Source organism: Amycolatopsis sp. lyj-109, assembly GCF_046548995.1.
Taxonomy (GTDB): Bacteria; Actinomycetota; Actinomycetes; order Mycobacteriales; family Pseudonocardiaceae; genus Amycolatopsis.
The window spans coordinates 383,376-409,733 of record NZ_JAJPWR010000002.1; the positions used below are offsets into that span (position 1 = coordinate 383,376).

A 26,358-nucleotide genomic window follows, 5' to 3' on the forward strand; every position below is an offset into this window, starting at 1 on the left:
CCTGTGGTGATCACCATTGAGCCGTGGAACTCCTGGGGCAGGTCTCGGAGCTGCTGCGCGACGCGCTCGGCTCGCCGTGGCTATGGGTGCTCGTCTTCGCCGTGGCCGGGCTGGATGCGTTGCTGCCGTTCATGCCCAGCGAGACCACGGTCGTCACCGTCGCCGTCCTGCTCGGGCCCGATCCGGCGCGGCTCGCCCTGCTCGCCGCGGTGGCGGCCGGGGGCGCGTGGGCGGGCGACTGCCTCGGGTACGCCGTCGGCCGGTCCGCGGGGCCGCGGGCGATCGCGCGGCTGCAGCGCGGGCCCGACGGCCGCCATCGCTACGCGTGGGCCCGCGACCGGGTGCGGCGCAACGGCGGGCTGCTGATCATCGCGGCCCGCTACCTGCCCGGCGGGCGGGTCGCCAGCGCACTGGCCAACGGCAGCCTCGGCTACCCGCTGCCGAAGTTCCTCGCGCTCGACGCCGCCGGCGCAGCGATCTGGGCGGTGTACAGCGTGCTGATCGGCTTCGCCGGCGGAGCCGCCTTCGCCGATGAACCGGCCAAGGGACTGGTGCTGTCCTTCAGCCTCGGTTTGGGTCTGGTCTTCGCCATCGAGACCGGGAGACGGCTACGGTCGGCTCATGCTCGAAGCGATCGACGTGCACGCCGACGGGCTCAAGCGGGCGGCGCTGGCGGCCGGGCCGGCGGCACCGGTCCACAATTGTCCGAAGTGGACTGTCCATGACCTGGTGACGCACATCGCGTTCGTCCACGCCTTCGCCGTCGGCCTGGCGGTGAACCGGCCCGCGAAGCCGTCGCCGCCATCGGGCTGGGACGACGTGCTCGGGTGGTGGGACGGCCAGCGGCTCGCCCTGCGCGAAGCCCTCGCGAAAGCCCCGGAGGCCCCGGCCTTCTCGCCGTACCCGGGGTTCGCCGTGACGGTCGGCGACTGGACGCGGCGGATGGCGCACGAGACGGCGATCCACCGCCTCGACGCCGAATCGGCGCTCGAAGAGGGTCCGGGGACACGCTTCTCCCCCGCCTTCGCGAACGACGGGATCGACGAGTTCCTGACCTACCTCGCCCCGCGCCTGGGCAAGACCGGCGACGTTCGCATCACCACGCCGGAGCGCACGTGGACGATCGGCGGGCCCGGCGCCGAGGTCTCCGGCGCCGCCGACGACGTCTACCGGGCGCTGTGGGGCCGCCCGCACCGGGCGTCGGTCACGGGTGACCTCGCACCGCTCGCGGCGCCCTGACCAGCGCAAGGGAGAATGCCGGGCGTGACCGCTCCCGAACGCCGCTACGTCATCACCTTCGGCTGCCCCGACCGCACCGGCATCATCGCCCGGATCTCCGGGTTCCTCGCCGAGCACGGCGGCTGGATCGTCGAGGCGGCCTACCACACCGACCCGGACACCGGCTGGTTCTTCACCCGCCAGGTCGTCCGGGCCGACTCGCTGCCGTTCGACGCCGCCGAGCTGCGCGCCCGCTTCGGCGAGGTGGCCGCGGAACTGTCCGCCGAGTCGAGCTGGCAGGTCAGCGACACCGGCGAGCGGCGCCGCGCGGTGATCCTCGTCTCCAAGGCCGGGCACTGCCTGTACGACCTGCTCGGCCGCGTCGCCTCCGGGGAACTCGACGTCGACGTCGCCGCGGTGATCGGCAACCACGACTCGCTCGCCGACATCACCCGCGCGCACGGCATCCCGTTCCACCACGTGCCGTTCCCGGCCGACGGCAAGCAAGAAGCGTTCGAGCAGGTGCGCAAGCTGGTCGACGAGCACGACCCGCACGCGGTGGTGCTGGCCCGGTTCATGCAGATCCTGCCCGCGGACCTGTGCCGCGAGTGGGCCGGCCGGGCGATCAACATCCACCACAGCTTCCTGCCGTCGTTCATCGGCGCGAAGCCGTACCACCAGGCGCACACGCGCGGGGTGAAGCTGGTCGGCGCGACCTGCCACTACGTGACGGCGGACCTCGACGCGGGCCCGATCATCGACCAGGACGTCATCCGCGTCGACCACGGCGACTCGGTCGAGGACATGGTCCGCAAGGGCCGCGACATCGAGAAGGTCACGCTGGCCCGCGGCCTCCGCTGGCACCTGGAGAACCGCGTCCTGGTGCACGGCAACCGCACCGTGGTCTTCTGAGCACGCTCGTGAGTGGTAATTCGGGTTAGAACCCGAATTACCACTCACGAGGGGTCAGGCGCCGATGGTCGACGCGTCGATGACGAAGCGGTAGCGCACGTCGGAGTTCTCGACGCGCTCGTAGGCTTCGTTGACCTTGTCGGCGGAGATGGTCTCGATCTCCGCGCCGATGCCGTGCTTCGCGCAGAAGTCCAGCATCTCCTGGGTCTCGGCGATGCCGCCGATCATCGAGCCGGCCAGCACCTTGTTGCCGCCGAGCAGCGAGAAGGCGTTGTAGGCCAGCGGCTCGCCGGGCGCGCCGACGTTCACCATCGCGCCGCCGACCTTGAGCAGGCTCAGGTAGGCGTCGATCGGCAGCTTGGCCGACACGGTGTTGAGGATGATGTCGAACTTGCCGCGAAGGACGTCGAACGTCGCCTCGTCGCTGGTCGCGTAGTAGTCGGTGGCGCCGAGCTTGAGGCCGTCCTCCTGCTTCTTGAGGCTCTGGCTCAGCACGGTCACCTCGGCGCCCATCGCGGCGGCGATCTTGACGCCCATGTGCCCGAGCCCGCCGAGGCCGATCACGGCGACCTTCTTGCCGGGGCCGGCGCCCCAGTGGTGCAGCGGCGAGTAGGTGGTGATGCCCGCGCACAGCAGCGGCGCGGCGACGTCGAGGTCGATGCCCTCCGGGATGCGGCAGACGAAGGCGTCCTTCACGACGATCTGGTTGCTGTAGCCGCCGTAGGTGTTCTCGCCGTCGAAGCCGACGCCGTTGTAGGTCTGGATGTTGCCCTTGACGCAGAACTGCTCGGTGCCGGCCAGGCAGTACTCGCACTCGCCGCAGGAGTCGACCATGCAGCCGACGCCGACGCGGTCGCCGACCTGGTACTTCGTGACGTCGGACCCGACCGCGGCGACGACGCCGGCGATCTCGTGACCCGGGACCATCGGGAAGATCGCCTGGCCCCAGTCCTCCTTGGCCTGGTGGAGGTCGCTGTGGCAGATGCCGGCGTAGGCGATGTCGATCAGCACGTCGTCGGAACGCAGGTCACGGCGCTCGATCGTGGTCGGCGCCAGCGGCGCGCCCGGCGCCGGGGCGGCGATGGCGTGCGTGGTGGTGCTCATGGAACCCTCCAAGTTCAAGTACCGTCGTAAGTGGTCTCTTACATCTCTACGTAAGAGGGGTCTTACATATTTCGAACGAGAGATGTGATCCGGGTCATGGGCGGCAAGTACCACCACGGCGACCTCCGCGGCGAGCTCGTGCGCGTCTCGCTCGACCTGATCGCCGAGCAGGGCCTGGCCGGCTTCTCGGTCGCCGAGGTCGCCCGGCGCGCGAAGGTCAGTCCCGGCGCGCCCTACCGGCACTTCGCCTCCCGCGAGAGCCTGCTGGCCGAGGTGGCGGGCAACATCGCCTGCCAGCTCGCCGACCGCGTCACCGCGGCGGCGGGTGCTCGCGATGACCCGGTGGACGCCCTGGCCGCGGCGGCGGGCGCGTACACGCGCTACCTGATCGAGCGGCGGGCCGGGATGAACGTCATCTACGCCGACGGCCTGCACGGCCCGGAGCACGTCGGCCTGCACGAGCAGACCCGACGGCTGACCGACGAGTTCCTGATGCGCTGCCTGACGGTCGCCCCGGACCCGGCGACCGCGCTGGAGCTGATGGAGCAGCTGTTCACCCAGGCCCACGGCTACGGCACGTTCCAGCTCGACGGCGTCTTCGTGAAGCACGGCTACTCGACGGATCTCGTGGTGCACAAGTCCTCGGAGGCCGCCCGCGCCGCCATCGTCGGCCGGATCCGGCCCACGGCGAAGGTGCCAGACTGAGGCGATGCTGGGTCATCTGGGGATCAACGTGCCGGACTTGGCGGCGGCCAAGGCCTACTACGACGCCTTGCTGCCGCTGGTCGGCTTCACGACGTTCTTCGCGGCCGAGGACGAGGTCGCATACCGGCCCGCGGGCGGGAAACCGGGCACCTTCCTGTTCCTGTACCCCGCCGCCGAACCTTCGGCGTACTCCAAGGACGCGACCGGGCTGCAGCATCTCGCGTTCATGGTGAAGACCCGATCCTCCGTGCGCGCCGTCCACGCGCACGTCCTGGAGCGGGGCGGGACCGTGGTGCACGCCCCACAGGAGTTTCCCCAGTACCCGCCGCCGTACTTCGCCACCTTCTGGCTGGACCCCTTCGGATTCATGCTCGAAGCGGTCTGCCACCACGACGCGGACTAGGTTGAGCGCATGGGGATCATCGACTCACACGAGGCGCTGCGCGAAGTCGTCGGCGAAGTGGCCGAGCTGACGCAGAAGAAGGTCATCGACCGGATCGACGAGCACGCGCGGAACCTGATCGCGCACTCGCCGTTCGTGCTGCTGGCGACCTCGGCACCGGACGGCAGCTGTGACGTCTCCCCGCGCGGCGATCCGGCGGGCTCGGTGCTGGTGCTCGACGAGAAGACGCTGGTGCTCGCGGACCGCCCGGGCAACAAGCTGATCGACAGCTTCCGCAACATCGTCGACAACCCGCACGCCGGGCTGCTGTTCCTGGTGCCGGGCATGAACGAGACGCTGCGGGTCAACGGCCGCGCGAAGCTGGTGTCGGACGCGCCGTTCTTCGACTCGCTGGTGGTGCAGGGGAAGCGGCCCCGGCTGGCCGTGGTCGTCGAAGTGCGGGAGCTGTACATGCACTGCGCGAAGGCGTTCCTGCGGTCGTCGCTGTGGAAGCCGGAGACGTGGCCGGAGCGCTCGGCGCTGCCGTCGATGGGCACGATCATGCGCGACCAGATGGCGCTTCCGGTCTCGGCGGAGGAGCTGGACGCGCGCCTCGACCACCGGGCCCTCACGGAGCAATACTGATCCGATGCTGTGCGTCCTCGACGTCAACGAGACCTTGCTGGACCTCGCCGCGCTGGACGCCACCATCGGCGGGCCCAAGCTGCGGCGCGAGTGGTTCGGCCTGGCCATCCACACGGTCCTGACCGTCACGGCGACCGGCGGTTACCGCGACTTCGCGGGCATCGCCGGCGACGCGGCGATCGAGGTCGCGGCTCGACACGGACGCGAGGTCGACCTCACGAAGGTCGGCGAGGGCCTGCGCAGCCTTCCCGCCCATCCGGACGTCGAAGCCGGCCTGGCGAAGCTCCGCGAGCGGGGCCACACCCTCGTCGCGCTCACGAACTCGCCACTCGCCACCGCCGAGGCGCAGCTGCTGAACGCCGGGCTGGCGCCACTGCTCGACCGGATCTTCTCGGCCGAGCAGGTCGGCAGGCTCAAGCCCGCGCCGGAGCCCTACCGGCAGGTCACCGCCGCCTACCCCGGCGAGCGGGCGGTCATGATCGCGGCGCACGACTGGGACATCGCGGGCGCCCAGGCCGCGGGGCTCGAGACGGCGTTGCTCACCCGTCCCGGTGTCCACCCGCTGCCCGGCTCGCCCGCGCCCACCTACACCGCGTCGACCCTGCCGGAGCTGGCCGGACTCCTCTAGTCGGCGATCCGGACCAGCATCTTGCCGGTGTTGGCGCCCGACAGCAGGCCGAGGAACGCCTCGGGCGCGTTGCGGATGCCGTCGACGAAGGTCTCCGAGTACTTGATCTCACCGGAGCTGACCAGCGGCGCGATCTCGGCGACGAACTGCTGCTGCAGGTGCCAGTGGTCGATCACCAGCAGGCCGCGGATGGTGAGCCGCTTGGCGATGACCTGCGTGAGGTTGCGCGGCGCCGGCGTCGGCTCGGTCGCGTTGTACGTGGAGATCATCCCGCAGATGGCGATCCGGCCGTGCACGGTGATCGCGTCGATCGCCGCTTCGAGGTGCTCGCCGCCGACGTTGTCGAAGTAGACGTCGATGCCCTCCGGCGCCGCCTTGTGCAGCTGCTCGGCGACCGGGCCGTCCTTGTAGTTGAACGCGGCGTCGAAGCCGAGGTCGTCGATCAGGTGCCGGACCTTCTCCGCCGAACCCGCGGAGCCGATGACGCGCTTGGCGCCCTTCAGCTTCGCGATCTGCCCGACCAGCGAGCCGACCGCACCGGCCGCGCCCGAGACGAACACCGTGTCACCCGGCTTGAACTCGGCCGACTCCAGCAGGCCTGAATAGGCGGTCAGGCCCGGCATGCCGAGCACACCGAGGTACGTCGACAGCGGCGCCGCGGCCCCGTCGACCTTCACGTACCGGCCCGCGTCGAGCACGGCGTGGGTGCGCCAGCCCGCCTGGTGCAGGACGTGGTCCCCCGGCTTGACGTCGTCCACGTTCGACTCGACGACCTCGCCGACCGCCCCGCCGGACATGACCTCGCCGACCTGGAACGGCGGCGCGTAGGACTTGACGTCCTTCATCCGGCCGCGCATCGCGGGGTCGACGCTCATGATCAGGTTGCGGACCAGGATCTGGCCGTCACCCGGCGTCGGCACCTCGGTGTCGACGATCTCGAAGTTGTCGTGCGTCGGCACGCCTTCCGGACGCGAAGCCAGCCGGATTTCGGTCGCCGTGCTCATCGTCGAATCTCCTCAAGTCTCGAAGCGGGGCAAGCGCCCCGGATTCCCCTCGATGTAACCAGCCAACCGGGGCGCAGATTCCGATTGTGACGAGCTACACGATCTCGGCGAGCTTGCCCAGGACGCCGTCGTAGATCTTCTTGAGCCCGCCCGGCGCGAACGTCTTCTCGAAGAAGCCGCCGATGCCGCCCGCACCGTCCCACGTGGTCTCGATCTTCACCACACTGCGGTCACCCGCCTCGGTGACCGTCCAGGTGGTGACCATGCTCGAGTTCGCATCCGTCTCGACCAGGACGCCCGGCTTCGACTCGGTCACCGTCGCCTTGACATCGCGGACGCGCTTGGAAGTCGCCTGCAGCTTCCAGCCGGCCTTGGTCCCGGCGCCGACGCCGCCCTCGGTCACCTGGTAGTCGCGGTAGTGCTCGGTGAGCAGCTTCGGCCGCGTCTCGGCGTAGTCGGCGACGAGCGCGCGGACCTTGTCGGCCGGGGCGTCGATGGTGCGCTCCGCGGTGGCCGTGACCTTTCCCATTTCACTCCTCTTCCCGGCGTACAGATCAGGGTCCACGATTTCACCGCCCGGCGCACCACCGGCGGGCGCCCTGGCACGTCCCAGATAGTGAGCGGCGGAAGTCCGCTCTGGACAGCTGTTTTTGCAGGTCAGAGGCTCGTGTCGGGCGCCGGAAGTGGCGTAACACGGTGTTAACGTCCGCTGGCCATTCTCGCCGCCATGCCCACGACACCCCGGCGAACCCGCTCGGACAGCGCCCGGCAGCTCGCCGATCTGCTGCGCCGCCAGGTGCTGGCCGACGAGACGCTGCCGTGTGAGGAGGACCTCACGGTGGAGTTCTCGGCGACGCGCAACACCGCGCGGGAGGCCCTCGCGCTGCTGCGCGACGACGGCCTGATCGCGCGCCAGCCCGGCGTCGGCACGGTCGTCGTCGGGCACAAGTACCCGCACGGGCTGAACCGGCTGGCCGGGCTCGCCGAGGTGCTGCGGGAGCACGGCGAGGTCACCAACGACGTCCGGACGGCGGACCTGGTGCCCGCGCCCGCCGTGGTGGCGCACCGGCTCGGCGTGCCCGAACGTTCCGAAGTCGTCTACCTCGAACGGCTGCGGCGGCTCGACGGCGTCCCGCTGTCGCTCGATCTCACCTACCTGCTGCCGGAGATCGGGAAGCCGCTGCTGGAACACGACCTCGCCGGCCGGGACGTCTTCGCGCTCATCGAGGAGACGTCCGGGCAGCGGCTGGGCTACGCCGACATCGACGTCGAAGCCCTCAACGCCGACCCCGAAACCGCCGCCGTGCTGGAAGTCCCACCGGGGGCGGCGTTGCTGCGGTGGGAGCGCCTCACGCACTTCGCCGACGGACGGCCCGTCGACCTCGAGTACATCCGGCTGCGCGGCGACCGCCTCACCATGCGCGCCCGCCTCGACCGTTCCTGAAGGAGACCCCATGCCCCTCGTGCCGAGCCGGATCGACGTCCCGGTGACGATCGACGAGTCGAAGTGCCTCGACGGCTGCCGCCTGTGCGTCGACATGTGCCCGCTCGACTCCCTGGCCATCGACCCGGACACCGACAAGGCGTACATGCACGTCGACGAATGCTGGTACTGCGGGCCGTGCGCGGCGCGCTGCCCGACCGGCGCGGTCACGATCAATATGCCTTACCTGCTGCGATGAAGGCCGTTCGGATCTTGCTCGCCGCCGCGCTGCTGGCCGCGGGCTGCACCGCGAACGCATCCACGTCGAACGACGTGGACGTCGTGATCGGCTACCAGTCGAAGACGATCAACACCGTCACCGCGGGGACCCTGCTGCGGTCACTCGGGTACTTCGAGCAGCGCCTCGCCGACCTGGGGAAACGGGACGGGAAGCGCTATCACGTCACGTGGCAGGACTATTCGACCGGCGCGCCGATCACCGCGCAGATGGTGGCGGGCAAGATCGACATCGGCTCGATGGGCGACTACCCGTTGCTCATCAACGGATCCCGCACGCAGGAGTTCGGCGATGGCCGCACCAAGCTGATCGCCGCGACCGGCTACAACCTGCTCGGCGCGCTCAACATGGTCGTCGTGCCGCCGAACTCGCCCGCGCACACCCTGGCCGACCTGCGCGGGAAGAAGATCTCCGCCAGCATCGGCTCGGCCGGGCACGGCACCACCGTGCACGCCCTGCAGAACATCGGCATCGGCCCCGACGACGTCCACCTGCAGAACCAGGCGCCCGCGGTCGGCGCGTCCGGGCTGCTGTCCGGCTCGGTCGACGCGCTCGGGCAGTTCGTCGCGTGGCCGGGCCAGCTGGTGTTCGCGAACCAGGCGCGGCTGCTCTACGACGGCTCGGCGCTGAACCTGCCGACGTGGCACGGCGTGGTCGTCCGGGAGTCCTATGCGGACACCCACCACGACGTCGTCACGGAGTTCCTGCGCGCGCAACGCGACGCCACGGACTACCTGCACGCGCACCCGATGGACGCGGCGCTGAAGGTCGCGTCCGCCACGAAACTCCCGGCCGAGGTCGTCTACCTCTACAACGGCGCCGGTGGCATGGTCACCTTCGACCTGCCGCTGAAACGCCCGCTGATCGGCGCGCTGGAAACCGACGCGCCGTTCCTGCGCTCGATCGGCAACATCAAGCGGCTCGACCTCGGCGCGTTCGTCGACGACCGGTACCTGCGGGAGATCTACGGCCCCGCGTACGGAGCGGCTGTATCCATTGTGGACAATCCGTCCCCGGTGACCGGATTCGACACGACGTGCTCCAGATCAGTCACCGATCCGCACACCGCGGGTGAGCTGTGGCTGTCCGGCGAGACCGCGACGCACCCGGCCGCCACACCATCCTGCCTGCTCAAGGCGGTGGCGCACGCGGGGAAGCCGGTCCGCGCGGCCTACGTCCCCGACGCGGCCACCGGCACCCGCTGGTTCGCCGACAAGGCCGTCTGGGTGCGCGACGCGGACGGCGCGCTGCTGCCCTTCACCACCGAAGACGGCGCCCGCGCCCACCTCGCCGGGCACCCCGGCGCGATCGTCAGCTACGCGCAAGCCGTGGAGGAGTCCCGATGACCCAGACCCTCGAACACGAACCCACCGCCGTCGCGGCCCCACCCGCGCCACCGAGACGGCGGTTCAGCCGCCTCGCCGTCCGGGCCGGCAGCATCGTCGCCGCGCTGGTCGTGTGGGAGCTGCTGACCGCGTTCGACGTCGACCTGTGGCTGCACTTCGATCGCCTGCCCACCCCGGTCGAGGTCGCCCGCGACCTCGGCTACCAGCTCGGCACCGCCGTCTACTACCAGGACCTGCTCGATTCCCTGCGCCGGATCGTCACCGGCTTCGCGCTGGCCACGGTGTTCGGGATCGGCCTCGGCACCGCGATCGCGCGCTCCCGCGGCACGTCCGACGTCGTCCAGCCGCTCCTGGAAGTCCTGCGGCCGATCCCGGCCATCGCGATGGTGCCCATCGCGATCCTGCTGTTCCCCAGCAACGAGCAGGGCATAGTCTTCATCACCTTCGTCGCCGCGTTCTTCCCGGTGGTCGTCTCGACCCGGCACGCGGTGCGCGCGCTGCCGGTGGTCTGGGAGGACGCGATCCGCACGATGGGCGGCTCGCGGCGGCGCGTGCTGTGGAACGTCGTGCTGCCGGGCGCGCTGCCCGGCGTGTTCGGCGGGTTGTCCGTCGGCATGGGCGTTTCGTGGATCTGCGTGATCTCGGCGGAGATGATCTCCGGCGAGTTCGGCGTCGGCTACCGGACCTGGCAGGCCTACACGGTCGTCGACTACCCCGGCGTGATCGTCGGGATGCTCACCATCGGCCTGCTCGGCTGGGTCACCTCGGCCGCCGTCGAACTGCTCGGCCGCCGCGCCACCCGCTGGCTGCCCCGAGGGGAGAACTCATGAGCCTGCGCATCGAGAACCTGACCGTCCACTACGGACAGCGGGCGGTGCTGTCCGGCATCGACCTGGCCGTCGCCGACGCCGAGATCCTGGCCGTCACCGGTCCTTCGGGGTGTGGCAAGTCGACACTGCTGCGCACCCTTTCCGGCTTGCTCCCGGCGTCGTCGGGCCGCATCCTGTCCGCCGGCGTGGAGGTGACCGGCACGTCCGCCGAGCGGGCCCTGGTGTTCCAGGACGACGGGCTGCTGCCGTGGCGTTCGGTGCGCCGCAACGTCGAGCTGCCGCTGTCCATCCGGCGCGTGCCGCGGGCGCGGCGGCGCACCGAAGCCGAGTCCTGGCTGTCACAGGTCGGGCTGGCCGGGTACGAGGACCACCTGCCGCGGGAGCTGTCCGGCGGCATGCGGCAGCGCGTCCAGCTCGCCCGCACCCTCGCCGGGTCGCCGCGGGTGATCCTGGCCGACGAGCCGTTCGGCGCCCTCGACGCCCAGACCCGCACGGCCATGCAGCGGCTGCTCGTGGACGTCTGGCGCAAGCGGCCGACGACGGTGGTGTTCGTGACCCACGACGTCGACGAGGCGTTGTTCCTGGCCGACCGCGTCGCGGTGCTGACCCGCGACGGGCGGCTGGCGAAGGTCGTCGAGTCGTCGCGGCCGCGGACGGCCGAGCCCGCCGTGGCGGCCGAGCGCGCCGAGGTCCTGGACGGGCTGGTGGCGGCATGACGTTCGCAGCACCCCCGGTGTCCGCGCGGACGCACTTCGAGACGGACGTACTCGTGATCGGCGGCGGGACGGCCGGGACCATGGCCGCGCTGACCGCCGCGGAGAACGGCGCGAACGTGCTGCTGCTGGAAAAAGCGCACGTCCGGCACTCGGGGGCCCTCGCGATGGGCATGGACGGCGTGAACAACGCGGTCATCCCGGGCAAAGCCACGCCCGAGGACTACGTCGCCGAGATCACCCGCGCCAACGACGGCGTCGTCAACCAGTCCACTGTGTACCAGACCGCGCGGCGCGGCTTCGCGATGGTGCAGCGGCTGGAGAAGTACGGCGTCAAGTTCGAAAAGGACGAGTACGGCGAGTACGCCGTGCGGCGCGTACACCGGTCCGGCAGCTACGTCCTGCCGATGCCGGAGGGCAAGGACATCAAGAAGGTGCTCTACCGCGTGCTGCGGGCGAAGCACATGCGCGAGCGCATCACGATCGAAAACCGCGTGATGCCGGTGCGGGTGCTGACGTCCGGTGGCCGCGCGGTCGGCGCCGCCGGGTTCAACACCCGGACCGGCGAGTTCGTCACGGTTTCGGCGTCCGCGGTGATCCTGGCGACCGGCCCGTGTGGCCGATTGGGCCTGCCCTCCAGCGGCTATCTCTACGGCACCTACGAGAACCCGACCAACGCCGGCGACGGCTACGCGATGGCCTACCACGCGGGCGCGGAGCTGTCCGGGATCGAGTGCTTCCAGATCAACCCGCTGATCAAGGACTACAACGGCCCGGCCTGCGCCTATGTCGCCAACCCGTTCGGCGGCTACCAGGTCAACGCGGCCGGCGACCGGTTCGTCGACTGCGACTACTGGTCCGGCCAGATGATGGCCGAGGTGGCACGCGAGATCTCGTCGGCGCGCGGGCCGATCTACCTCAAGCTGACGCACCTGCCGGAGGAGACGCTCGGCGCGCTGGAGAACATCCTGCACACGACCGAACGGCCGACGCGCGGGACGTTCCACGCCACCCGCGGCCACGACTACCGCACGCACGACGTCGAAATGCACATCTCGGAGATCGGGCTGTGCGGCGGGCATTCGGCGTCCGGCGTCTGGGTGGACGAGAACGGCGCGACGACGGTCCCGGGCCTGTACGCGGCGGGCGACCTCGCCTGCGTGCCGCACAACTACATGATCGGCGCGTTCGTGTACGGCGACCTCGCGGGTGCGCACGCGTCGGGTTCCCTGCGCCCGCCGGTTACGTTGCCCGAAGACCAGATCGCTCTCGCCCACGAGCTGATCTACCGGCCACTGTCCACTCCGGACGGTCCGCCGCAGCAGCAGGTGGAGTACAAGCTGCGGCGGTTCGTCAACGACTACGTGGCCCCGCCCAAGACGACGGCGAAACTGGAGATCGCCCTGGAGACGTTCGCGCGGATGACCGGCGAGATCGCTTCGATGGGGGCTCGCACCCCGCACGAGCTGATGCGCTGCGCCGAGGTGACGTTCATCCGCGACTGCGCCGAGATGGCGGCGCGGGCGTCGCTGATGCGGACCGAGAGCCGATGGGGGCTCTACCACGACCGGACCGACCATCCGGGCCGCGACGACGTGTCCTGGCTCGCGCACCTGAACCTGCGCAAGACGGCGGTCGGCGAGATGGAGTTCCTGAAGCGGCCGGTGGCGCCCTACGTCGTGCCCGTGCCGGAGTTCTCGGTGCCGGAGTTCGCCGTCGAAGCCCTCGGTACCCACACGGCCTTCAGCGGGCACACGCCCCCGGACGTGGCCACGGTTTCCCCGGCGCGGACGCATTCGTCGCCGCGGGTGCTCGAAGTCGTCGCGCTGGCGGAGGAACAGCCCTCGCTCGCGGTGCTGTCTTCGTACCTGTCCGATCCCGACGCCGAGGTCCGCACCACGGCGATCGCGGTGCTCACCGAGTCGGCTCCGGATGGCTTCGGCCCCGCGCTGGTGACGGCGTTGCACGACATCGACGCGCGGGTCCGCGCCGCGGCGGCGGCCGGGTTGCGGGAGCTGGTCGAGGTGCTGACGCCGACGTCGTCCCTGGGCGACGGGCTGCGGTCGGCCTTGTCGATGTCCGATTCGGACGTGCGCTCGGTGGCCTCGGACGTCCTGCGCGCCCTTCGCCTCGGCGACGAGCCGCTCTTCGCCTCGCTGCTGGCGGACCCGGCGGTGGTGGTCCGGCTGGAGGCGATCCGGGGCCTGGTGTCGCTGGACGCGGCTTCGGCACTGGCCTCCGCGGCGGCGGACGCGTCGCGCGAGATCCGGGTGGCGGCGGCGACGGGGCTGGGCACGATCGGCGACCCGCGCTCGACCGGCACGGTGGCCGCCCTGGCAGTCGACGAAGATCCCCTGGTCCGCGCGGCGGCCTTGACGGCGGCGGCCGAGCTGGGCTGCGGCGGCGACCTGGCGCGGCTGGCGTTCGCGTCGCTGGCGGACCCGGCCTGGCAGGTCCGCCGGGGTGCGGCGACGGCACTGGGTGCGCTGGCCGAGCCGTCGGAGCAGCTGCTCGCGGCGCTGGAGGACGAGCACCCGAACGTCCGCCGGGCGGCGGTGCAGGCACTGGGCAAGTGGGCTGCTCAGCCGTCGGTGGCGGCGCGGCTGCGGGCGCGGCGCACCGATTCGGACGCCGACGTCCGGGCATACACGAGGATGGCCCTCGGCGGTTAGGCTCGCCGATATGAGTTCGGGAGCGCACCGCCGGTCGACCGTGGCGGTGAAGGACGCGCTGCGGGAGCTGCGCAACCAGCTCGCGTTGCTGAACCACCAGGTCAGCGCCCAGCTGGCGCTCAAGGACGTCGACCTGGAGTGCCTGGAGCTGATCGCCCGGCACGGCCCGCTCAGCCCGAGCGCGCTGGCCCGCCGCGCCGGGCTGCACCCGGCGACGATGACCGGCATCCTCGACCGGCTGCAGAAGGGCGGCTGGATCGTCCGCGAACGCGACCCCGAGGCGGCCGACCGGCGCTCGGTCACCGTCCGCGCGGTCCGCGGCCGCAACGGCGAGCTGTTCCGGCTCTACGCGGGGATGAACACCGCGATGGACGAGCTCTGCGCCGGTTACCGCGAGGACGAGCTGGCGCTGATCGCCGGGTTCCTGCACCGCGCGACCGCGGCGGGCCAGGACGCGACCGGGGCCCTGAACGGCGGCTGAGCAGCGGTTTCTGTGCTGTACTCGGGGGCATGTGGCAGGCAGGCGACGCTTACGAGGCCTACATCGGACGGTGGAGCCGCCGGATCGCGGAGAGGTTCGTCCGGCAGCTCGGCGCCCCGGCGGGCCGGCGCTGGCTCGACGTCGGCTGCGGCACGGGCGCGTGCGCGTCGGCGGTGCTGGCGGCGGCCGACCCGGCGGAGGTCGTCGGCGCCGACCCGTCCGAGGGGTTCCTGAAGACGGCTCGCGCGGGCGTGACCGATCCGCGGGCGACGTTCACGCTGGCCGACGCGCGCTCGCTGCCCTTCCCGGACGATCGCTTCGACGTGGTCGTGTCGGGCCTGGTGCTGAACTTCGTCCCCGAGCCGGCCCGCGCGGCGGCCGAGATCGCGCGGGTGACCGCGCCGGGCGGGCTGGCCGCCGCCTACCTGTGGGACATCGCCGAGGGCATGGAGCTGATCCGCCACTTCTGGGACGCGGCCGCCGAGCTCGACCCCTCGACGGTCGCCGAGCTGGACGAGGGCCGCAAGTTCACGCTGTGCCACCCGGAACCGCTGGACCGGTTGTGGACGGACGCGGGCTTCGCGGCGGTGTCCGTCGGGGAGATCAGGATCCCGACGGTGTTCGCGGACTTCGACGACTACTGGCAGCCGTTCCTCGGCGCGCAGGGCCCGGCACCGGCGTACCTGGCCACGCTGCCCGAGGCGCACCGCGACCGGATCCGCGAGCTGCTGCGCGGCCGGCTACCGGCGAACCCGGACGGCTCGATCCCGCTGACGGCCCGGGCGTGGGTCGTCAGCGGGACCGCGTAACTCAGAGACCGGCCTGCGACAGCCAGTCCTTGGCGACGTCCGCCGCCTTCTCGCCGTCGGAGTCGACGCGCTTGTTCAGGTCGCGCATGACGTCGGTCGTCAGCTTCGCGCTCACCGCGTTCACGGCGTTGGCGAAGTCGGCACCGCGCTCGTCGAGCACCTTCTTGGTCACCGCGGGCACGACGTTCTCGGTCGGCACGATGTTGAGGTCGTCCTTGAGCACGGTGTACTTCGAGTCACCGGTCAGCGGGCTGACCGAGTCGACCGGGATGACCGTGACGGCCCCGGACTTGAGCTGCTCGACGCGCGGCCCGGCCTCCTGGATCGTCTGGAAGGTGATGTTGGTCAGCTTGTAGACGTCCGTGAAGCCCTTGAAGCAGGGAAGGCGCTTCTCGCACTCCGGCGGCCCGGCCATGACGACCTTGTCGAGCTTCTTCAGGTCGCTGATCGACGCGATGCCCTTTTCCTTGGCCAGGTCGGACTTGACGATGTAGGTGTTCTTGTCCTCGGCGGCCGCGAAGTTCAGCAGCGAGATGCCGCTGGGCTCGAACAGCTTCGCCAGCTGCTCGTGCTCCTCCTGCGCGGTCTTGCCTGCCTCCTTGCCGAAGCCGGTGGTGATCGCCGCACCCTGGTACTCCGGGATGAACTGCAGCTCACCGGACTTCAGCGACGGGTAGATCAGCTCCCGCGACCCGAGGTTCAGCTTGCGCGTCACCGGGTAGCCCTTGGCTTCCAGCGCCTGCGCGTAGATCTCGGCGAGGATCTGGCTGTCGGTGAAGTTGAAGGACGCGACGACGATCGGCGCCCCGCCCTTGCCCTGCGCGGCGGGCTTGTCACCGCTGTCGCTGCCGCCACAGGCGGCCAAACCGAGCGTCGCCGCGACGGCCACCGCCACCACGGACGCGTTCCGGAACCAGCGCACGAATCCCCACTCCCTCGTCACTCGAACAGACGAAAGGACCCTAGTCCCGACCCCCGACAAGAATCCACATCGTGGGAGATAGCACCCGAAATTCCCACTCCGCGGAATATTTGCGCCTGATCGGGGTAGGGTCGCCCGGTGCACGTGACCACGGGGACGCCGCTGGCCGCCGATAGCGGGCCCCCGATCTTCCAGTGGAAGTGGGTGGACCGCAACGCCGACGACATCGTCCAGCGCCTGGTCGAGCACATCTCCCTGACCGGCGCCGCGCTCGGCATCGGCCTGCTGGTGTCGATCGTGCTCGCCGTGGTCTCCCTCCGTTTCCGCTGGTCGTACCCGGTGATCCTCGGCACGGCGGGCGCGTTGTACGTGATCCCGAGCCTGGGCGCGTTCGCGGTCCTGGTGCCCTTCTTCGGGCTGACGTTCGTCTCCGCGATGATCCCGCTCGCGACGTACACGCTGCTCATCCTGATCCGCAACATCGTCACCGGCGTCGACCAGGTGCCGAACGAGGTCCGCGAGGCCGCGATCGGCATGGGGTACACGCGCGGCAGGCTGCTCTGGCAGATCGAGCTGCCCCTCGCCCTGCCGGTGGTGATCGCCGGCCTGCGGGTCGCGGCGGTGACGACGATCGGCCTGGTGACGGTCACCTCGATGCTCGGCCTCGGCGGCCTGGGCTACTTCATCCGCGCGGGCATCCAGACGGCGACCCCCAACCCGACGATGATCATCGTGGGCGTGGTGCTGTCGGTGGCGCTGGCGGTGGTGGTCGATCTGGTTCTCTGGCTCAGCGAGCGCGTGCTGGCTCCCTGGTCGCGGAAGGTGCGGGCGCGATGAGCTTCCTCGACCAGCTGAACGCGTGGCTCGCGGACCCGAACCGCTGGAGCTGGACCGACAAGGCCGGCGTCCCGTACCGGACGCTGGAGCACCTCAGGTTTTCCCTGCTGGCCCTGCTGATCGCGGCGGCACTGACGATCCCGGCGGCCCTGTGGCTCGCCCACTACCGCCGCGGCGCGTTCCTGGCGAGCAGCGCGGTGAACATCGGCCGGGCGATCCCGAGTTTCGGGCTGATCATCCTGTTCTGGTTCCTGGCCAGCCGGTGGGAGCTGGACACGACGTTCTGGCCGTTGCTGCTGGCACTGGTCGCCTTGGCGATGCCCCCGTTGTTCACGAACACGTACGCGGGCGTGGTGACGCTGGAGCAGGAGACGGTCGACGCCGCCCGCGGAACGGGCTACCGCGAGTGGCAGATCATGCTGCGCCTCGAGCTTCCGCTGGCGTCCCCGGTGATCCTGGCGGGCGCCAGGGTGGCGTTCCTCCAGCTGATCGCGACGGTGGCGATCGGAGCCATCGTCAACGACGGCGGCGGCCTGGGCCGCTACATAGTCGACGGCTTCGCGTTAGGAGCCCAGGGTTACGGAGCGATCTTCGCGGGCGGCCTGGCCGCGGTGGTCCTGGCGCTCCTGTGCGACGGCGCGTTCGCGTTGATCACCCGCGCGGCGACGCCCCGCGGCCTGGCACTGCAGAACGCCCGCCGCGACTAGGGCGTGTCTGGACCGCAGCCCAGAACCGCCGCCACCCCATCCGGCGACGATCCTGGGCTCCGGTCAGTCAGCCTCGGCCGCGGTCACCCATCCCAGACGCGGCCTCGGGTTTGCTTCGCCCCAGCGGTTTCCCGTTCGGGGTCAGGGCTTCTCGAAGTGCTGGTAGTCGATCGGGGTGTCCCAGGAACCGCCCCAGGTCCAGCCACGGGAGGTGAACGCCCGCTCGGTGACGTCGCCGGTGTGGATCATGCCCGGCAGGTGCTGCGTCCGGTCGACGTAGGGCGCCCCGTTGGGCGGGTAGACCGCGCCGCTACCGGAGATGTACGGGTTCTGCACGGTGTTGATGTCGATGGCACGCCCGTAGGAGTGGTTCGACCACGCGGTCCCCCCGGTGATCGCCCGGCAGTTGAACGCCGAGGTGTTGTTCGCCGCCATCGAAGCGTCGTCGTCGGAGTCGTACTTCTCGACGGTCTCCATCCGCTCGATCGGGAACCGCCCGAAGTACAGGTCACCGAAGGTGCGCGCGACCTCGAGCGCCCGGTCGGCGTTGACGACCAGCTCCCCCCGGTGCACGGCACCGTCGAAACCGAGGAAGCTCAGGTTGATCAGCCGCAGCTGGTCAGGACCGACCGGGCAGCCCGCGCGCCAGCTGTTGCCGAGCCGCTCGGCGGTCACCGGCTTGATGACGGCGATGTAGGGCGCCAGGCCACTGCCGGCCGGCGCGGCGAGCTCCACGGTCTGCGTGCCGGTGGCCGCCGGAGCCGGCGCGGCCACGGCCACGACCGCGGACAGCGTGAATGTGATGACGGCAAGAACTCTGGTTCTCAGATTCATGATCACACCACGCCCGGCCCCAGTGATCGGCTGCGTCGGAGTCGGATACGCCACACTGAAGCAACCTTCGGCGCACCGGCGAAACCGTCACCGCCGGCCGCCTCGGTCAGAACGCGCCGACCAGGATCAGCACGCCGAGCGCGATCAGCACCAGCGGCAGCACCACGTGACCCCACCGGGCGAGTACGCGGGCCACGCCCGGCCGGGTCGCCAGGAAGCGGCCCGCCGCGCACCCACACCGCCACGCCCGCCAGGAACACCGCCACGTAGCCCACCAGGCCCGCAGGCCCGGCCGCGGCGAAGGCCGGGACGTACACGCCGATGTTGTCACCGCCGTTGGCGAAGCACACCGCCGCGATCCCGGGCACGCCGGCCGCCGGTGGTGGCTCGTCGTCGTCCTGGTGCCGGGCCTGCCAGGCCGCGCGGACGCCGAGCAGCACCGGCAGCACACCCAGCCAGCGGACCGCGCCCTCCGGCAGCAGGCCGGCTCCGAGCGCTCCCGCGACCGACACCGCCAGGATCGCCGCGAAGCCCAGGAACTGCCCCACCGCGACCTTGAGCTCGTCGCGGCGGCCGGCCGCTTGCCCGAAGAACACGGCGAGCAGCACCAGGTCGTCGACGTTCGTCACGGCGAACATCGCGACCGCGCGGCCGAGCAGTCCGGCGTCCACACCCACCTCCACGGTTACCCGCCGCGCAGGGGTCGGCCTGCTTTGGTCGATCGGTAAACCGCTTGGCGAAGACCGGTGCGGCACCGGACGATTCTGCCCATGCCCACCGTCACGCGCCGCGGCTACACCGGTCCGGCCGACCTGCGGGCCATGCAGGACCTGGCCCAGCGGATCTGGTCGAAGTCGAGTTCGGTGCACGTCGGAGATCTCGCGTGGCAGCGCTTTCAGCACGCCGGCCGGGAAGCCGGGTGGCCGACCGTGCTGTGGGAAGCGGGCGGCGAAGTCGTCGCGTGGGGCTGGGTTTCGCTACCCGGTGAACTCGCGCTGCTCGTGGATCCGGCGCGCCCCGGACTCGCGTCCGAGGTGCTCGCCTGGTTCGAAGACACCGCCTCCGCGGCCGAGCTCACGGTCACCGTGCTCGACGCCGAGAAGCATGCCGTCGCCGCGCTGGAGCGGTGCGGTTACGCGCTTCATGAGGGTCCGGTTTTCCAGTCGTACCTGTCTCGCCTCCTCGTGGATCTGCCCGAGCCGGTCGTGCCCGCCGGCTTCACGCTCCGGCCGGTCGGCCCGGACGATCTCGACCGCCGCGTGGCCGTGCACCGCGCGGTCTGGCACCCGTCGAGGGTGACCGGACCGAGCTACCGGACCGTCATGGCCGCCTGGCCGTACCGGGCCGGGCTGGACTGGGTCGTCGAGGCACCCGGCGGCCGGTTCGCCGCCCAGTGCTTGATCTGGCTCGACGAACGCAATGCCGTCGGCGAGCTCGAGCCCGTCGGAACCTTGCCGGAGTTCCGTCGTACGGGGCTCGCCCGCGCGGTGTGCCTCGCCGCGCTGCGCGCGGCCCACCACGCCGGCGCTCGCGAAGCCGTCGTGTATCCGGTGATCAACCATCCGAAGTCCGCAGGTGCCCTCCCTCTGTATCGCGCTCTGGGCTTCCGCCCATATGCCCGCACCCTCACCTTCACGCGGACCCGCCGTCGTATCCCTCCTTTCCCGGGGTCCGCGCCCCCGGAGGGCGCTCACCGACGAACGTAGCGCCCCGCTCCCGCGGGATGTCCGATTCGGCGGCGTCCGGCGGCCGGTTGTCCACACCCACGCACACTTGTGGACAACCGTGCAGCCGGTGTCAGCCGGGTGCCTCTGCGGGTTTGAACGTCCTGAATGACTCATTCAGGACCTCCGACGCCAGGAATGAGTCATTCACGGCACCCCAGCCCGCCAACAGCCAAGCAGGCAGCCACAGCCCACCCACCAGAAAGCGACCGGCGTCGGAAAGCCCGGCAGACTCAGGTGAGCGTCGCCAGGTCGTTGAAGTGAGCCTCGCGGCAAACGGCGACCAGACGCTCGACTTCCGGCCCCAGCGGCCGGTCTTCGTCGAGCGGCGGCACCACCGATCGCACCCACGCATAACCGGCCCGAAGGCCCGGCACGCCGTCCCCGCCGGCCAGGTACCGCGCCTGGGACGCCGTGATCAGCTCACAAGCCGTGATCGCGAAAAGGTGTGCGGCCGCGGCGCGCAGTTGTTCGCCGGCCGCCGACGAAAACGCTTGCACGTCCTCCTGACCGGCCGACGTGTCGATCGAACCGAGCGTCGCCGGTGCCGCGAGCCGGCGCAGTGCGTGCAGTTCGCCGGCCGCTCGCTTGTGCAGCGGCACCAATCCCGCCCGCGGCCCCGGATCGGCCGTGAGCTGCGGTGGCAACCCGCTGAACCGCTCGTCCAGCAACCGGTGCGTCCGCTGCACCGAGATCTCGCCGAGGTGCACCAGCGCGGCCGTCACCGCGTCCATCCGCAATCCCAGGTCCACCGCGTGGTAGCCCGTCCCCGGAACGAACGAACCGTCGACGAAGGAAGGCGAATCGCCCGGCATCGTCGCCCAGCGTCGCCGGGTCTCGTGCAAGTCGCCGTTGACGCGGGACGCGTGCGCCAGCGCCCGCGGCGCGACCCGCACCGAAAGCGGGGCCTGCACCACGCCGGGCCGCACCGGGCCGATGCCCACCAGCTCGGTCAGCTCGTACAGCAGCGTCCGCAGGTGGTCGTCGCCGCCGGCCATGACCGGGGAAAACACCGCGCGCGGTGCGCCGAGGACGTCGATCGCCATCGCCGCGGTGAGGGTCTGCAGGTCGATGAGCTGCTGGGTTTCGGTCCAGCCCCGCGCGGCGTGCATCACCGCCAGCGGAGAACCCTGCAGCAGCGAAGCACCTTCTTTCGCCCCAAGGACATAAGGCGTGGCACCACGCGCGGCGAGCGCCGAAGCGGCCGGCACTTCGACGCCGTCCTCCAGGACCGTGCCGATGCCGAGGAACGTCTGGAACGCGTGGGAGAGCGCGATGATCTCGCCCGAACTGCCGAGCCCGGAGCGCGGGACGGCGGGTGTGAAGCCGTCGTTCAAGCGGTCCACCAGGAACTGCACCAGTTCGGGGCGCACCCCCGACCACGGCCGCAGGAAGTCGCGCAGCCGGACGACGAGCAGTGCGCGGACGTCTTCGGGTGGCAGCCACGGCGGCCCGCCGACGGCCCGGCCGATCAGCAGGTTCCGCTGGTGTTCGGCCTGCTGCCGCGAATCCAGCGCGACACCCGCGAGGCGGCCCATCCCCGTGGTGACGCCGTAGACCGGCTCGTCAGGAACGGCAAGGGCCGTCAAGACCTCTTTCCGGCGCCGCGTCAGGGCTTCCACCAGCGGTTTGTCCAGAACCAACCGTTCACTGTCAGCGAACTCGCTGTCGGAGACGATCATCGGTAGGGCAGCATGGTGCCGACGCCGGAAGCCTCGGCACGGGCGAGGATCATGTTCGCCACCGCAACGTCCGTTGTGGACAGTCCGCGGTGCCAGAACAGGATCCGTTCGGCGTCGTGCTCGCGGCCGGGTTTGCTGCCCGCCACGATGTCGCCGATCTCGGCGTGGACGTTGTCCTCGGTGAGGAGGCCGGCGTTGACCTGCGGGCGCAGGGCGCCGAACCGCGGGTTGCCGGACCGCGATTCGCGCCAGTCGTCGACGACGACCTTGTCGATGTCGTCGAGCAGCGTGAGCTCGAGCGCGCTGATCGTGCCGTAGGGCACCAGGAAGGTGCCCGGCCGGAGGAACTCGCGGCGCACCAGCGCCTCGGGCTCGACGAGCCGGGAGGCCTCGACCTGGATGTCGGCGCCGTCCAGGGTCTCCTCGGCCGTGGCGCAGACGCGGACGTCCTTGCCGAGCCGTTCGGACAGCCGGCGGCCGAAGTCCTCGCGCGACTCCGGGCGCTTGCTGGTCACGCGGATCTCGGCGAAGTCGAACAAGGAGTCCAGCAGCACGACGTTCCACCAGGCGGTACCGCGGGCACCGATGTGCCCGAGCACCCGTGCATCCGGGCGGGCCAGGTACTTCGCGCCGACGGCGGTCATCGCGCCGGTGCGCGCCTCGGTGATCATCGTGCCGTCGACGATGGCCCGCGGCATGCCGGTGTCCGGGTCGAGCAGCAGGATCAACGCCATTTCCGAAGGGAGGCCCCGTTCGAAGTTCCCTACGAAGTCACCGACGACCTTCACACCGCTGACCTGCTTCGCGGACAGGTGGCCGCGGAGGATGTTGAAGTGGCCCTTGCCGCCGTTGTCCGGCACGAGGTGCGTACGCGGCTCGAAGACGACCTGACCGCGGCCGTGGTCGGCGAGCACGTCCTCGACCGCGCCGACGATGTCCGCGTCCGTGACGCCGAGCGAGTCGATGTCGGCGCCGGTCAGGTACCGGAGCCAGACGGACGTCACTTGGCGAGGTCCTCGATGACCTCGGCGCCGGGCAGGGCGGCCAGCGCGGCGCCGGAGATCAGCAGCTTGCTGCCGCGGATCCCGCTGCCGATGACGAGCTCGGGCGCGTCGGCGACGCGGCGGTCGAGCAGGACGGGCCAGTCGGCGGGCAGGCCGACCGGCGTGATGCCGCCGTACTCCATCCCGGTCAGCGAGACGGCTTCGTCCATCGGCGCGAACGACGCCTTGCGGACGTCGAGACGGCGCTTGATCACGCCGTTGACGTCGGCGCGGGTGGTCGCGAGCACGAGCGCGGCCGCGAAGCGGACTTCGCCTGCCCGCTTGCCGGCGACGACGACGCAGTTCGCGGACGCCTCGAGCGGTGAGCCGTAGGCCTCGCAGAAGGCGGCGGTGTCGGCGAGCGAGGGGTCGATCTCCGCGACGCCGACGGCGTCCGGGTCGGCGAGCGCGGCCAAGGCTTTGGCCACGGGCTCGGCGAGCAGGTCAGTACGCGTGGGGGCGGGAACGACGGTGAGGCTCCCGGCGATGGTCCAGGTCACCCCGCCAGAGTAACTGTGCCAATGGTTGCCAACCCGACCACAGTCACGGCCGATGACTGGGGAGAACCGGTCACGTGCCGCGCGAGGGCGGGCCTGCTTTTGGCCGGATCGGCAATTACCAGCTGGAGCCGCCGCGCTGGACCTCGATCAGCTTCGGGCGGACGTCCACGATGTAGACCAGGGCCGCGGCCATGGCCGGCACGTAGAAAATCATCCCCGGGCCCATCACCGGAAAGAGCACCATGGCGAGCGTCGCGCCACCGGTGATGAGCATCCAGATGGGCTTGGTCTTGCGGTCGGCCGCGGAGTAGGCGTCGGCGCGCTGAAGCAGCGCGTGCACGAAGGCGAAGAGCCCGACCAGCGCGCTGCCCCAGTGGATGACATTGAGGATCCAGATGGCGACTAGCACAGCGACAGCTTACGGCAAACCACCCGAACGACCCCGGCCCCGCCACCGGGAGTGCGGTGGCGGGGCCGGGAGTTCACAGCGATGTCACTTGTCGGTCTTCGGCGCGGCCGGCTTCTTCGCGGCGGCGCTGGAGGTGGTCGACGTGGTCGTGCGGCGGGCCGGGGCGGCCGTCTTCGGGGCCGTCTTGTTCGCGACCCGGCGGCTCGCCGAGCGGGTTTCGTGGGCGACGTCGTCACCCAGCTCCTCGATGGCCTCAGCCGCTTCGCCGGCGACCTCGGTCACCTTGCGGGCGGTCTTCTCGCCGGCCGAGCGGGTGCGCTTGGTCACCTTGGCCAGCACGCCGTCGACGCGCTCGCGGACCTCGGTGGTGACGTCCTCGACCTGGCCCTGCGCGGTGGTCAGGGCCTCTTCGAGCTGCTCGATGGCCTTCTTGACCTGCGGCTGCGCGGCGATCTTGTCCCACGCCTGCTCGCCCGACTCGGCCAGCTTGTTGTACAGCTTGAGCGCGGCCTCGGTGTACTCGTCGATGACCTTGCGCAGCTCGGCCGGGTCCAGCTTCTCGCGGAGGCTCTCGACGTCGGTCGGCAGCTCCTGCAGGTTCTTGCGGGCGGTCTCGCCGCTCTTGGTCACGTTCTCCTTGGCCTTCGCCACGGCGTCGGTGACGGCGTGGGTGGCCAGGTTGCCGGCGCCGAGTGCGGCGAGCAGCGGGGTGCGGACCTGGTCGAGGGCGGTGGTGACGGCCTTCTTGACGTCTTCGGTCTTGGGGGTGGTCATGCTGACTCCTTGGTGTTCGCGGCTGGAGATGTGTCTGGGGTGTCCGGGGTGTCCGAGCCAGGAGAGGCGGCCGGCCGTGCCGCGGCGTTCTCCCGGCGGAAGGACTCGTAGACGTCGAGCAGGACCTGCTTCTGTCGTTCGGTCAGCTCGGCGTCGGCGCGGATCGCGTCGCCCACCGGCCCGCCCGTCGGCAGGTCGAGGATCCCGGCCTGCACGTACAGCGCTTCCGCCGAAATGCGCAGGCCCTTGGCGATCTGCTGCAGGATCTCCGCGCTGGGCTTGCGCACCCCGCGCTCGATCTGGCTCAGGTACGGGTTGGACACGCCGGCGAGCTTCGACAGCTGGCGCAACGAGATCTTCGCGGTGTTGCGCTGCTGGCGGATGTACTCGCCGATGTCGGAAGCGATGTCCGCGACCTTTTCCATGGGACTGCCGGATCCTGACGTCCCACCGGTCTCTGCCATCCGGTCACCTCCTCGCGACATCTTCGACGGTACGCGCCAGTGCTAGCTATTGCAAGCACTGTGCTTGCAACCATCGGGTGTGACGCTCACCGCTACCGTGGTCCCATGACGCGCTCGGCCCGGCTGCGGCGACGCCTCGTCGAGCACCTCCTCGACGAGGACGTCCTGCACGCGCCGGAGTGGATCGCCGCCTTCCGCGCGGTGCCCCGCCACGTCTTCCTGCCGCGGTTCTTCGTGCCGGCGGGCGGGCTGTGGGCGGCGGTCAGCCGCGAGGACCCGGGCTGGCTGGAGACGGTCTACTCCCGCGACGTGCTGGTGACGCAGCTCGACGACGATCCGGACCGCTGGGAGCTTGCCCGGCGCACCGGCCCGGTGGCGGGCACGCCGACGAGTTCGTCGAGCATGCCCTCGATCATGGCGATCATGCTCGAGGAGCTGCGGGTGCGCGGCGGGCAGTGCGTGCTCGAGATCGGCACCGGCACCGGGTACAACGCCGCGCTGCTGAGCCACCGCTGCGGCGCCGGCCGGGTGTCCACAGTGGACATCGACCCGGGGATCGTCGCGACGGCCCGCGAGCGGCTGACCGCGGCGGGGTACCACCCGGCCTGCGCGGTGGGCGACGGCGCGCTCGGCTTCCCGGCCGGCACGATCTTCGATCGGGTGCTGTGCACGGCGTCCGTGACGTCGATCCCACCGGCCTGGCTGGCGCAGACGGCGCCGGGCGGGCTGATCGTGACGACGCTGAACCGCCCGATCGGCGCCGGGCTGGTCCGGCTCGTCGTCGGCGAAGACGGCACCGCGCAGGGCCACGTCCTCGCGCGCGACGGCCGGTTCATGCCGCTGCGCGCGCACCGGCTACCGGAGACGGGCCCGCTGCCGATGCCGTCGCGCGGCGACTGGGAGCAGACGCGGCTGCCGATGTCGGCCGTGCTCCAACCCCGCCGGCAGTTCGAGTTCTTCGCGGGACTGGCACTGCCCGGCGTCCGCCCGGTGCGCGAAGGCAGCGACGAAACGCCGGGCGTCGCGCTGGTCCACCCGGACGGCTCGTGGGTCCGCCACCGCAAGCGCGGCGGCGCCGACGAGGTCGCCCAGGGCGGCCCGCGGGCGCTGTGGGAGCTCGCCGAGGCGGCCTTCGTCGAGTGGTGCGAGCTGGACAAGCCGGATCGCGACCGGTTCGGCGTGACGGTGACCGGCGACCGTCAGGAGTTCTGGCTCGACTCCCCCGGCGGCCGCACCTGGCCCTTGTCCTGACCCCTGAGGGACCCCTGAGGGCACTTTCACGTGAAAGTGCC

30 protein-coding genes and 1 pseudogene are annotated in these 26,358 nt (G+C 70.8%); 19 read left to right on the plus strand and 12 right to left on the minus strand.

What is annotated here, in order from left to right; translation table 11 throughout:
- Nucleotides 1–23: 23 nt before the first annotated feature.
- Genes ACLJQF_RS05535 through purU form a run of 3 tightly spaced genes read left to right on the plus strand, consistent with a single transcriptional unit; the run spans nt 24 to nt 2,130 of the window.
- Nucleotides 24–725 (plus strand): DedA family protein, encoded by a 702-nt coding sequence (locus tag ACLJQF_RS05535; RefSeq protein ID WP_410607106.1) that lies wholly within the window; start codon nt 24–26, stop codon nt 723–725.
- On the plus strand, nt 622–1,239 hold the full coding sequence (locus ACLJQF_RS05540) for a maleylpyruvate isomerase family mycothiol-dependent enzyme (protein ID WP_410607107.1): 618 nt from the start codon (nt 622–624) through the stop codon (nt 1,237–1,239). The genes ACLJQF_RS05535 and ACLJQF_RS05540 overlap by 104 nt, the downstream gene beginning before the upstream one ends.
- Before the next feature lie 15 nt (nt 1,240–1,254).
- Nucleotides 1,255–2,130, plus strand: a complete 876-nt coding sequence (gene purU, locus ACLJQF_RS05545) for a formyltetrahydrofolate deformylase (protein WP_410607108.1) — start codon at nt 1,255–1,257, stop codon at nt 2,128–2,130.
- A gap of 54 nt (nt 2,131–2,184) precedes the next feature.
- Here purU and ACLJQF_RS05550 read toward each other — a convergent pair whose 3' ends face one another.
- Entirely contained in the window at nt 2,185–3,234 is a 1,050-nt protein-coding gene (locus ACLJQF_RS05550) for an NAD(P)-dependent alcohol dehydrogenase (RefSeq protein ID WP_410607109.1), read from the minus strand.
- Nucleotides 3,235–3,330: 96 nt separating this feature from the next.
- Between ACLJQF_RS05550 and ACLJQF_RS05555 the strand changes: the two genes are divergently transcribed.
- From ACLJQF_RS05555 to ACLJQF_RS05570, 4 genes are read left to right on the plus strand one after another with little or no spacing between them, the layout of a single operon-like run.
- Nucleotides 3,331–3,939, plus strand: coding sequence for a TetR/AcrR family transcriptional regulator (locus tag ACLJQF_RS05555; protein WP_410607110.1), 609 nt, complete (start codon nt 3,331–3,333; stop codon nt 3,937–3,939).
- A gap of 4 nt (nt 3,940–3,943) precedes the next feature.
- The gene (locus ACLJQF_RS05560; protein ID WP_410607111.1) at nt 3,944–4,342 is read left to right on the plus strand and encodes a VOC family protein; all 399 of its coding nucleotides are present in this window, start codon (nt 3,944–3,946) and stop codon (nt 4,340–4,342) included.
- 9 nt (nt 4,343–4,351) lie between these two features.
- Entirely contained in the window at nt 4,352–4,966 is a 615-nt protein-coding gene (locus ACLJQF_RS05565; protein ID WP_410607112.1) for a pyridoxamine 5'-phosphate oxidase family protein, read from the plus strand.
- A gap of 4 nt (nt 4,967–4,970) precedes the next feature.
- Nucleotides 4,971–5,594, plus strand: a complete 624-nt coding sequence (locus tag ACLJQF_RS05570; RefSeq protein ID WP_410607113.1) for an HAD family hydrolase — start codon at nt 4,971–4,973, stop codon at nt 5,592–5,594.
- On the opposite strand, the gene ACLJQF_RS05575 is transcribed toward ACLJQF_RS05570, so the two are convergent.
- Entirely contained in the window at nt 5,591–6,598 is a 1,008-nt protein-coding gene (locus ACLJQF_RS05575; RefSeq protein ID WP_410607114.1) for an NADP-dependent oxidoreductase, read from the minus strand. The genes ACLJQF_RS05570 and ACLJQF_RS05575 overlap by 4 nt on opposite strands.
- A 94-nt stretch (nt 6,599–6,692) precedes the next feature.
- Nucleotides 6,693–7,127, minus strand: coding sequence for an SRPBCC family protein (locus ACLJQF_RS05580; RefSeq protein ID WP_410607115.1), 435 nt, complete (start codon nt 7,125–7,127; stop codon nt 6,693–6,695).
- Between the two features lie 198 nt (nt 7,128–7,325).
- Between ACLJQF_RS05580 and ACLJQF_RS05585 the strand changes: the two genes are divergently transcribed.
- The 8 genes from ACLJQF_RS05585 to ACLJQF_RS05620 are packed head-to-tail and all read left to right on the plus strand — an operon-like array spanning nt 7,326 to nt 15,170.
- Nucleotides 7,326–8,042: a GntR family transcriptional regulator gene (locus ACLJQF_RS05585; RefSeq protein ID WP_410607116.1), complete on the plus strand. Its 717-nt coding sequence runs from the start codon at nt 7,326–7,328 to the stop codon at nt 8,040–8,042.
- Nucleotides 8,043–8,052: 10 nt separating this feature from the next.
- Entirely contained in the window at nt 8,053–8,280 is a 228-nt protein-coding gene (locus ACLJQF_RS05590) for a ferredoxin family protein (protein WP_103337264.1), read from the plus strand.
- The gene (locus tag ACLJQF_RS05595; protein WP_410607117.1) at nt 8,277–9,665 is read left to right on the plus strand and encodes an ABC transporter substrate-binding protein; all 1,389 of its coding nucleotides are present in this window, start codon (nt 8,277–8,279) and stop codon (nt 9,663–9,665) included. The genes ACLJQF_RS05590 and ACLJQF_RS05595 overlap by 4 nt, the downstream gene beginning before the upstream one ends.
- Nucleotides 9,662–10,495: an ABC transporter permease gene (locus ACLJQF_RS05600; RefSeq protein ID WP_410607118.1), complete on the plus strand. Its 834-nt coding sequence runs from the start codon at nt 9,662–9,664 to the stop codon at nt 10,493–10,495. Before ACLJQF_RS05595 ends, ACLJQF_RS05600 begins: the two co-directional genes overlap by 4 nt.
- The gene (locus ACLJQF_RS05605; RefSeq protein WP_410607119.1) at nt 10,492–11,211 is read left to right on the plus strand and encodes an ABC transporter ATP-binding protein; all 720 of its coding nucleotides are present in this window, start codon (nt 10,492–10,494) and stop codon (nt 11,209–11,211) included. Before ACLJQF_RS05600 ends, ACLJQF_RS05605 begins: the two co-directional genes overlap by 4 nt.
- Nucleotides 11,208–13,880: a fumarate reductase/succinate dehydrogenase flavoprotein subunit gene (locus ACLJQF_RS05610; protein WP_410607120.1), complete on the plus strand. Its 2,673-nt coding sequence runs from the start codon at nt 11,208–11,210 to the stop codon at nt 13,878–13,880. The genes ACLJQF_RS05605 and ACLJQF_RS05610 overlap by 4 nt, the downstream gene beginning before the upstream one ends.
- Nucleotides 13,881–13,890: 10 nt before the next feature.
- The gene (locus tag ACLJQF_RS05615) at nt 13,891–14,361 is read left to right on the plus strand and encodes a MarR family transcriptional regulator (RefSeq protein ID WP_410607121.1); all 471 of its coding nucleotides are present in this window, start codon (nt 13,891–13,893) and stop codon (nt 14,359–14,361) included.
- 29 nt (nt 14,362–14,390) lie between these two features.
- Nucleotides 14,391–15,170 (plus strand): class I SAM-dependent methyltransferase, encoded by a 780-nt coding sequence (locus ACLJQF_RS05620; protein ID WP_410607122.1) that lies wholly within the window; start codon nt 14,391–14,393, stop codon nt 15,168–15,170.
- 1 nt (nt 15,171) lies between these two features.
- Here ACLJQF_RS05620 and ACLJQF_RS05625 read toward each other — a convergent pair whose 3' ends face one another.
- Nucleotides 15,172–16,092 carry an ABC transporter substrate-binding protein gene (locus tag ACLJQF_RS05625; protein ID WP_410607123.1) on the minus strand — a complete coding sequence of 307 codons (921 nt, stop codon included), beginning with the start codon at nt 16,090–16,092 and terminating at the stop codon, nt 15,172–15,174.
- Nucleotides 16,093–16,230: 138 nt separating this feature from the next.
- Here ACLJQF_RS05625 and ACLJQF_RS05630 point away from each other — a divergent pair, with 138 nt between their 5' ends.
- A complete protein-coding gene (locus ACLJQF_RS05630; protein ID WP_410607124.1) occupies nt 16,231–16,929 on the plus strand; it encodes an ABC transporter permease in 699 nt (232 codons plus the stop codon).
- Nucleotides 16,926–17,636: an ABC transporter permease gene (locus tag ACLJQF_RS05635; protein WP_410607125.1), complete on the plus strand. Its 711-nt coding sequence runs from the start codon at nt 16,926–16,928 to the stop codon at nt 17,634–17,636. Before ACLJQF_RS05630 ends, ACLJQF_RS05635 begins: the two co-directional genes overlap by 4 nt.
- A 141-nt stretch (nt 17,637–17,777) precedes the next feature.
- Here the strand turns inward: ACLJQF_RS05635 and ACLJQF_RS05640 are convergent, their stop codons facing one another.
- On the minus strand, nt 17,778–18,470 hold the full coding sequence (locus tag ACLJQF_RS05640) for a M15 family metallopeptidase (protein WP_410607126.1): 693 nt from the start codon (nt 18,468–18,470) through the stop codon (nt 17,778–17,780).
- A 106-nt stretch (nt 18,471–18,576) separates the two neighbouring features.
- A pseudogene (locus tag ACLJQF_RS05645) lies at nt 18,577–19,141 on the minus strand (cadmium resistance transporter).
- 99 nt (nt 19,142–19,240) lie between these two features.
- Here ACLJQF_RS05645 and ACLJQF_RS05650 point away from each other — a divergent pair.
- Entirely contained in the window at nt 19,241–20,176 is a 936-nt protein-coding gene (locus tag ACLJQF_RS05650; RefSeq protein WP_410607127.1) for a GNAT family N-acetyltransferase, read from the plus strand.
- Between the two features lie 251 nt (nt 20,177–20,427).
- Here the strand turns inward: ACLJQF_RS05650 and ACLJQF_RS05655 are convergent, their stop codons facing one another.
- The 6 genes from ACLJQF_RS05655 to ACLJQF_RS05680 all read right to left on the minus strand — a co-directional run bounded on the left by ACLJQF_RS05655 (nt 20,428) and on the right by ACLJQF_RS05680 (nt 25,027).
- The gene (locus ACLJQF_RS05655) at nt 20,428–21,876 is read right to left on the minus strand and encodes an aromatic amino acid lyase (protein ID WP_410607128.1); all 1,449 of its coding nucleotides are present in this window, start codon (nt 21,874–21,876) and stop codon (nt 20,428–20,430) included.
- A complete protein-coding gene (locus ACLJQF_RS05660; RefSeq protein ID WP_410607129.1) occupies nt 21,873–22,880 on the minus strand; it encodes an ornithine cyclodeaminase family protein in 1,008 nt (335 codons plus the stop codon). The genes ACLJQF_RS05655 and ACLJQF_RS05660 overlap by 4 nt, the downstream gene beginning before the upstream one ends.
- Complete coding sequence (locus ACLJQF_RS05665) at nt 22,877–23,419, minus strand: YbaK/EbsC family protein (RefSeq protein WP_410607130.1); 543 nt, start codon at nt 23,417–23,419, stop codon at nt 22,877–22,879. Before ACLJQF_RS05665 ends, ACLJQF_RS05660 begins: the two co-directional genes overlap by 4 nt.
- 115 nt (nt 23,420–23,534) lie before the next feature.
- The gene (locus ACLJQF_RS05670; RefSeq protein WP_013222364.1) at nt 23,535–23,828 is read right to left on the minus strand and encodes a DUF2516 family protein; all 294 of its coding nucleotides are present in this window, start codon (nt 23,826–23,828) and stop codon (nt 23,535–23,537) included.
- Between the two features lie 84 nt (nt 23,829–23,912).
- Nucleotides 23,913–24,602 (minus strand): hypothetical protein, encoded by a 690-nt coding sequence (locus ACLJQF_RS05675; protein ID WP_410607131.1) that lies wholly within the window; start codon nt 24,600–24,602, stop codon nt 23,913–23,915.
- Nucleotides 24,599–25,027 carry a helix-turn-helix domain-containing protein gene (locus tag ACLJQF_RS05680; RefSeq protein WP_410607454.1) on the minus strand — a complete coding sequence of 143 codons (429 nt, stop codon included), beginning with the start codon at nt 25,025–25,027 and terminating at the stop codon, nt 24,599–24,601. Before ACLJQF_RS05680 ends, ACLJQF_RS05675 begins: the two co-directional genes overlap by 4 nt.
- 144 nt (nt 25,028–25,171) lie before the next feature.
- Here ACLJQF_RS05680 and ACLJQF_RS05685 point away from each other — a divergent pair, with 144 nt between their 5' ends.
- A complete protein-coding gene (locus ACLJQF_RS05685) occupies nt 25,172–26,317 on the plus strand; it encodes a methyltransferase domain-containing protein (protein ID WP_410607132.1) in 1,146 nt (381 codons plus the stop codon).
- The last annotated feature ends 41 nt before the right edge of the window (nt 26,318–26,358 follow it).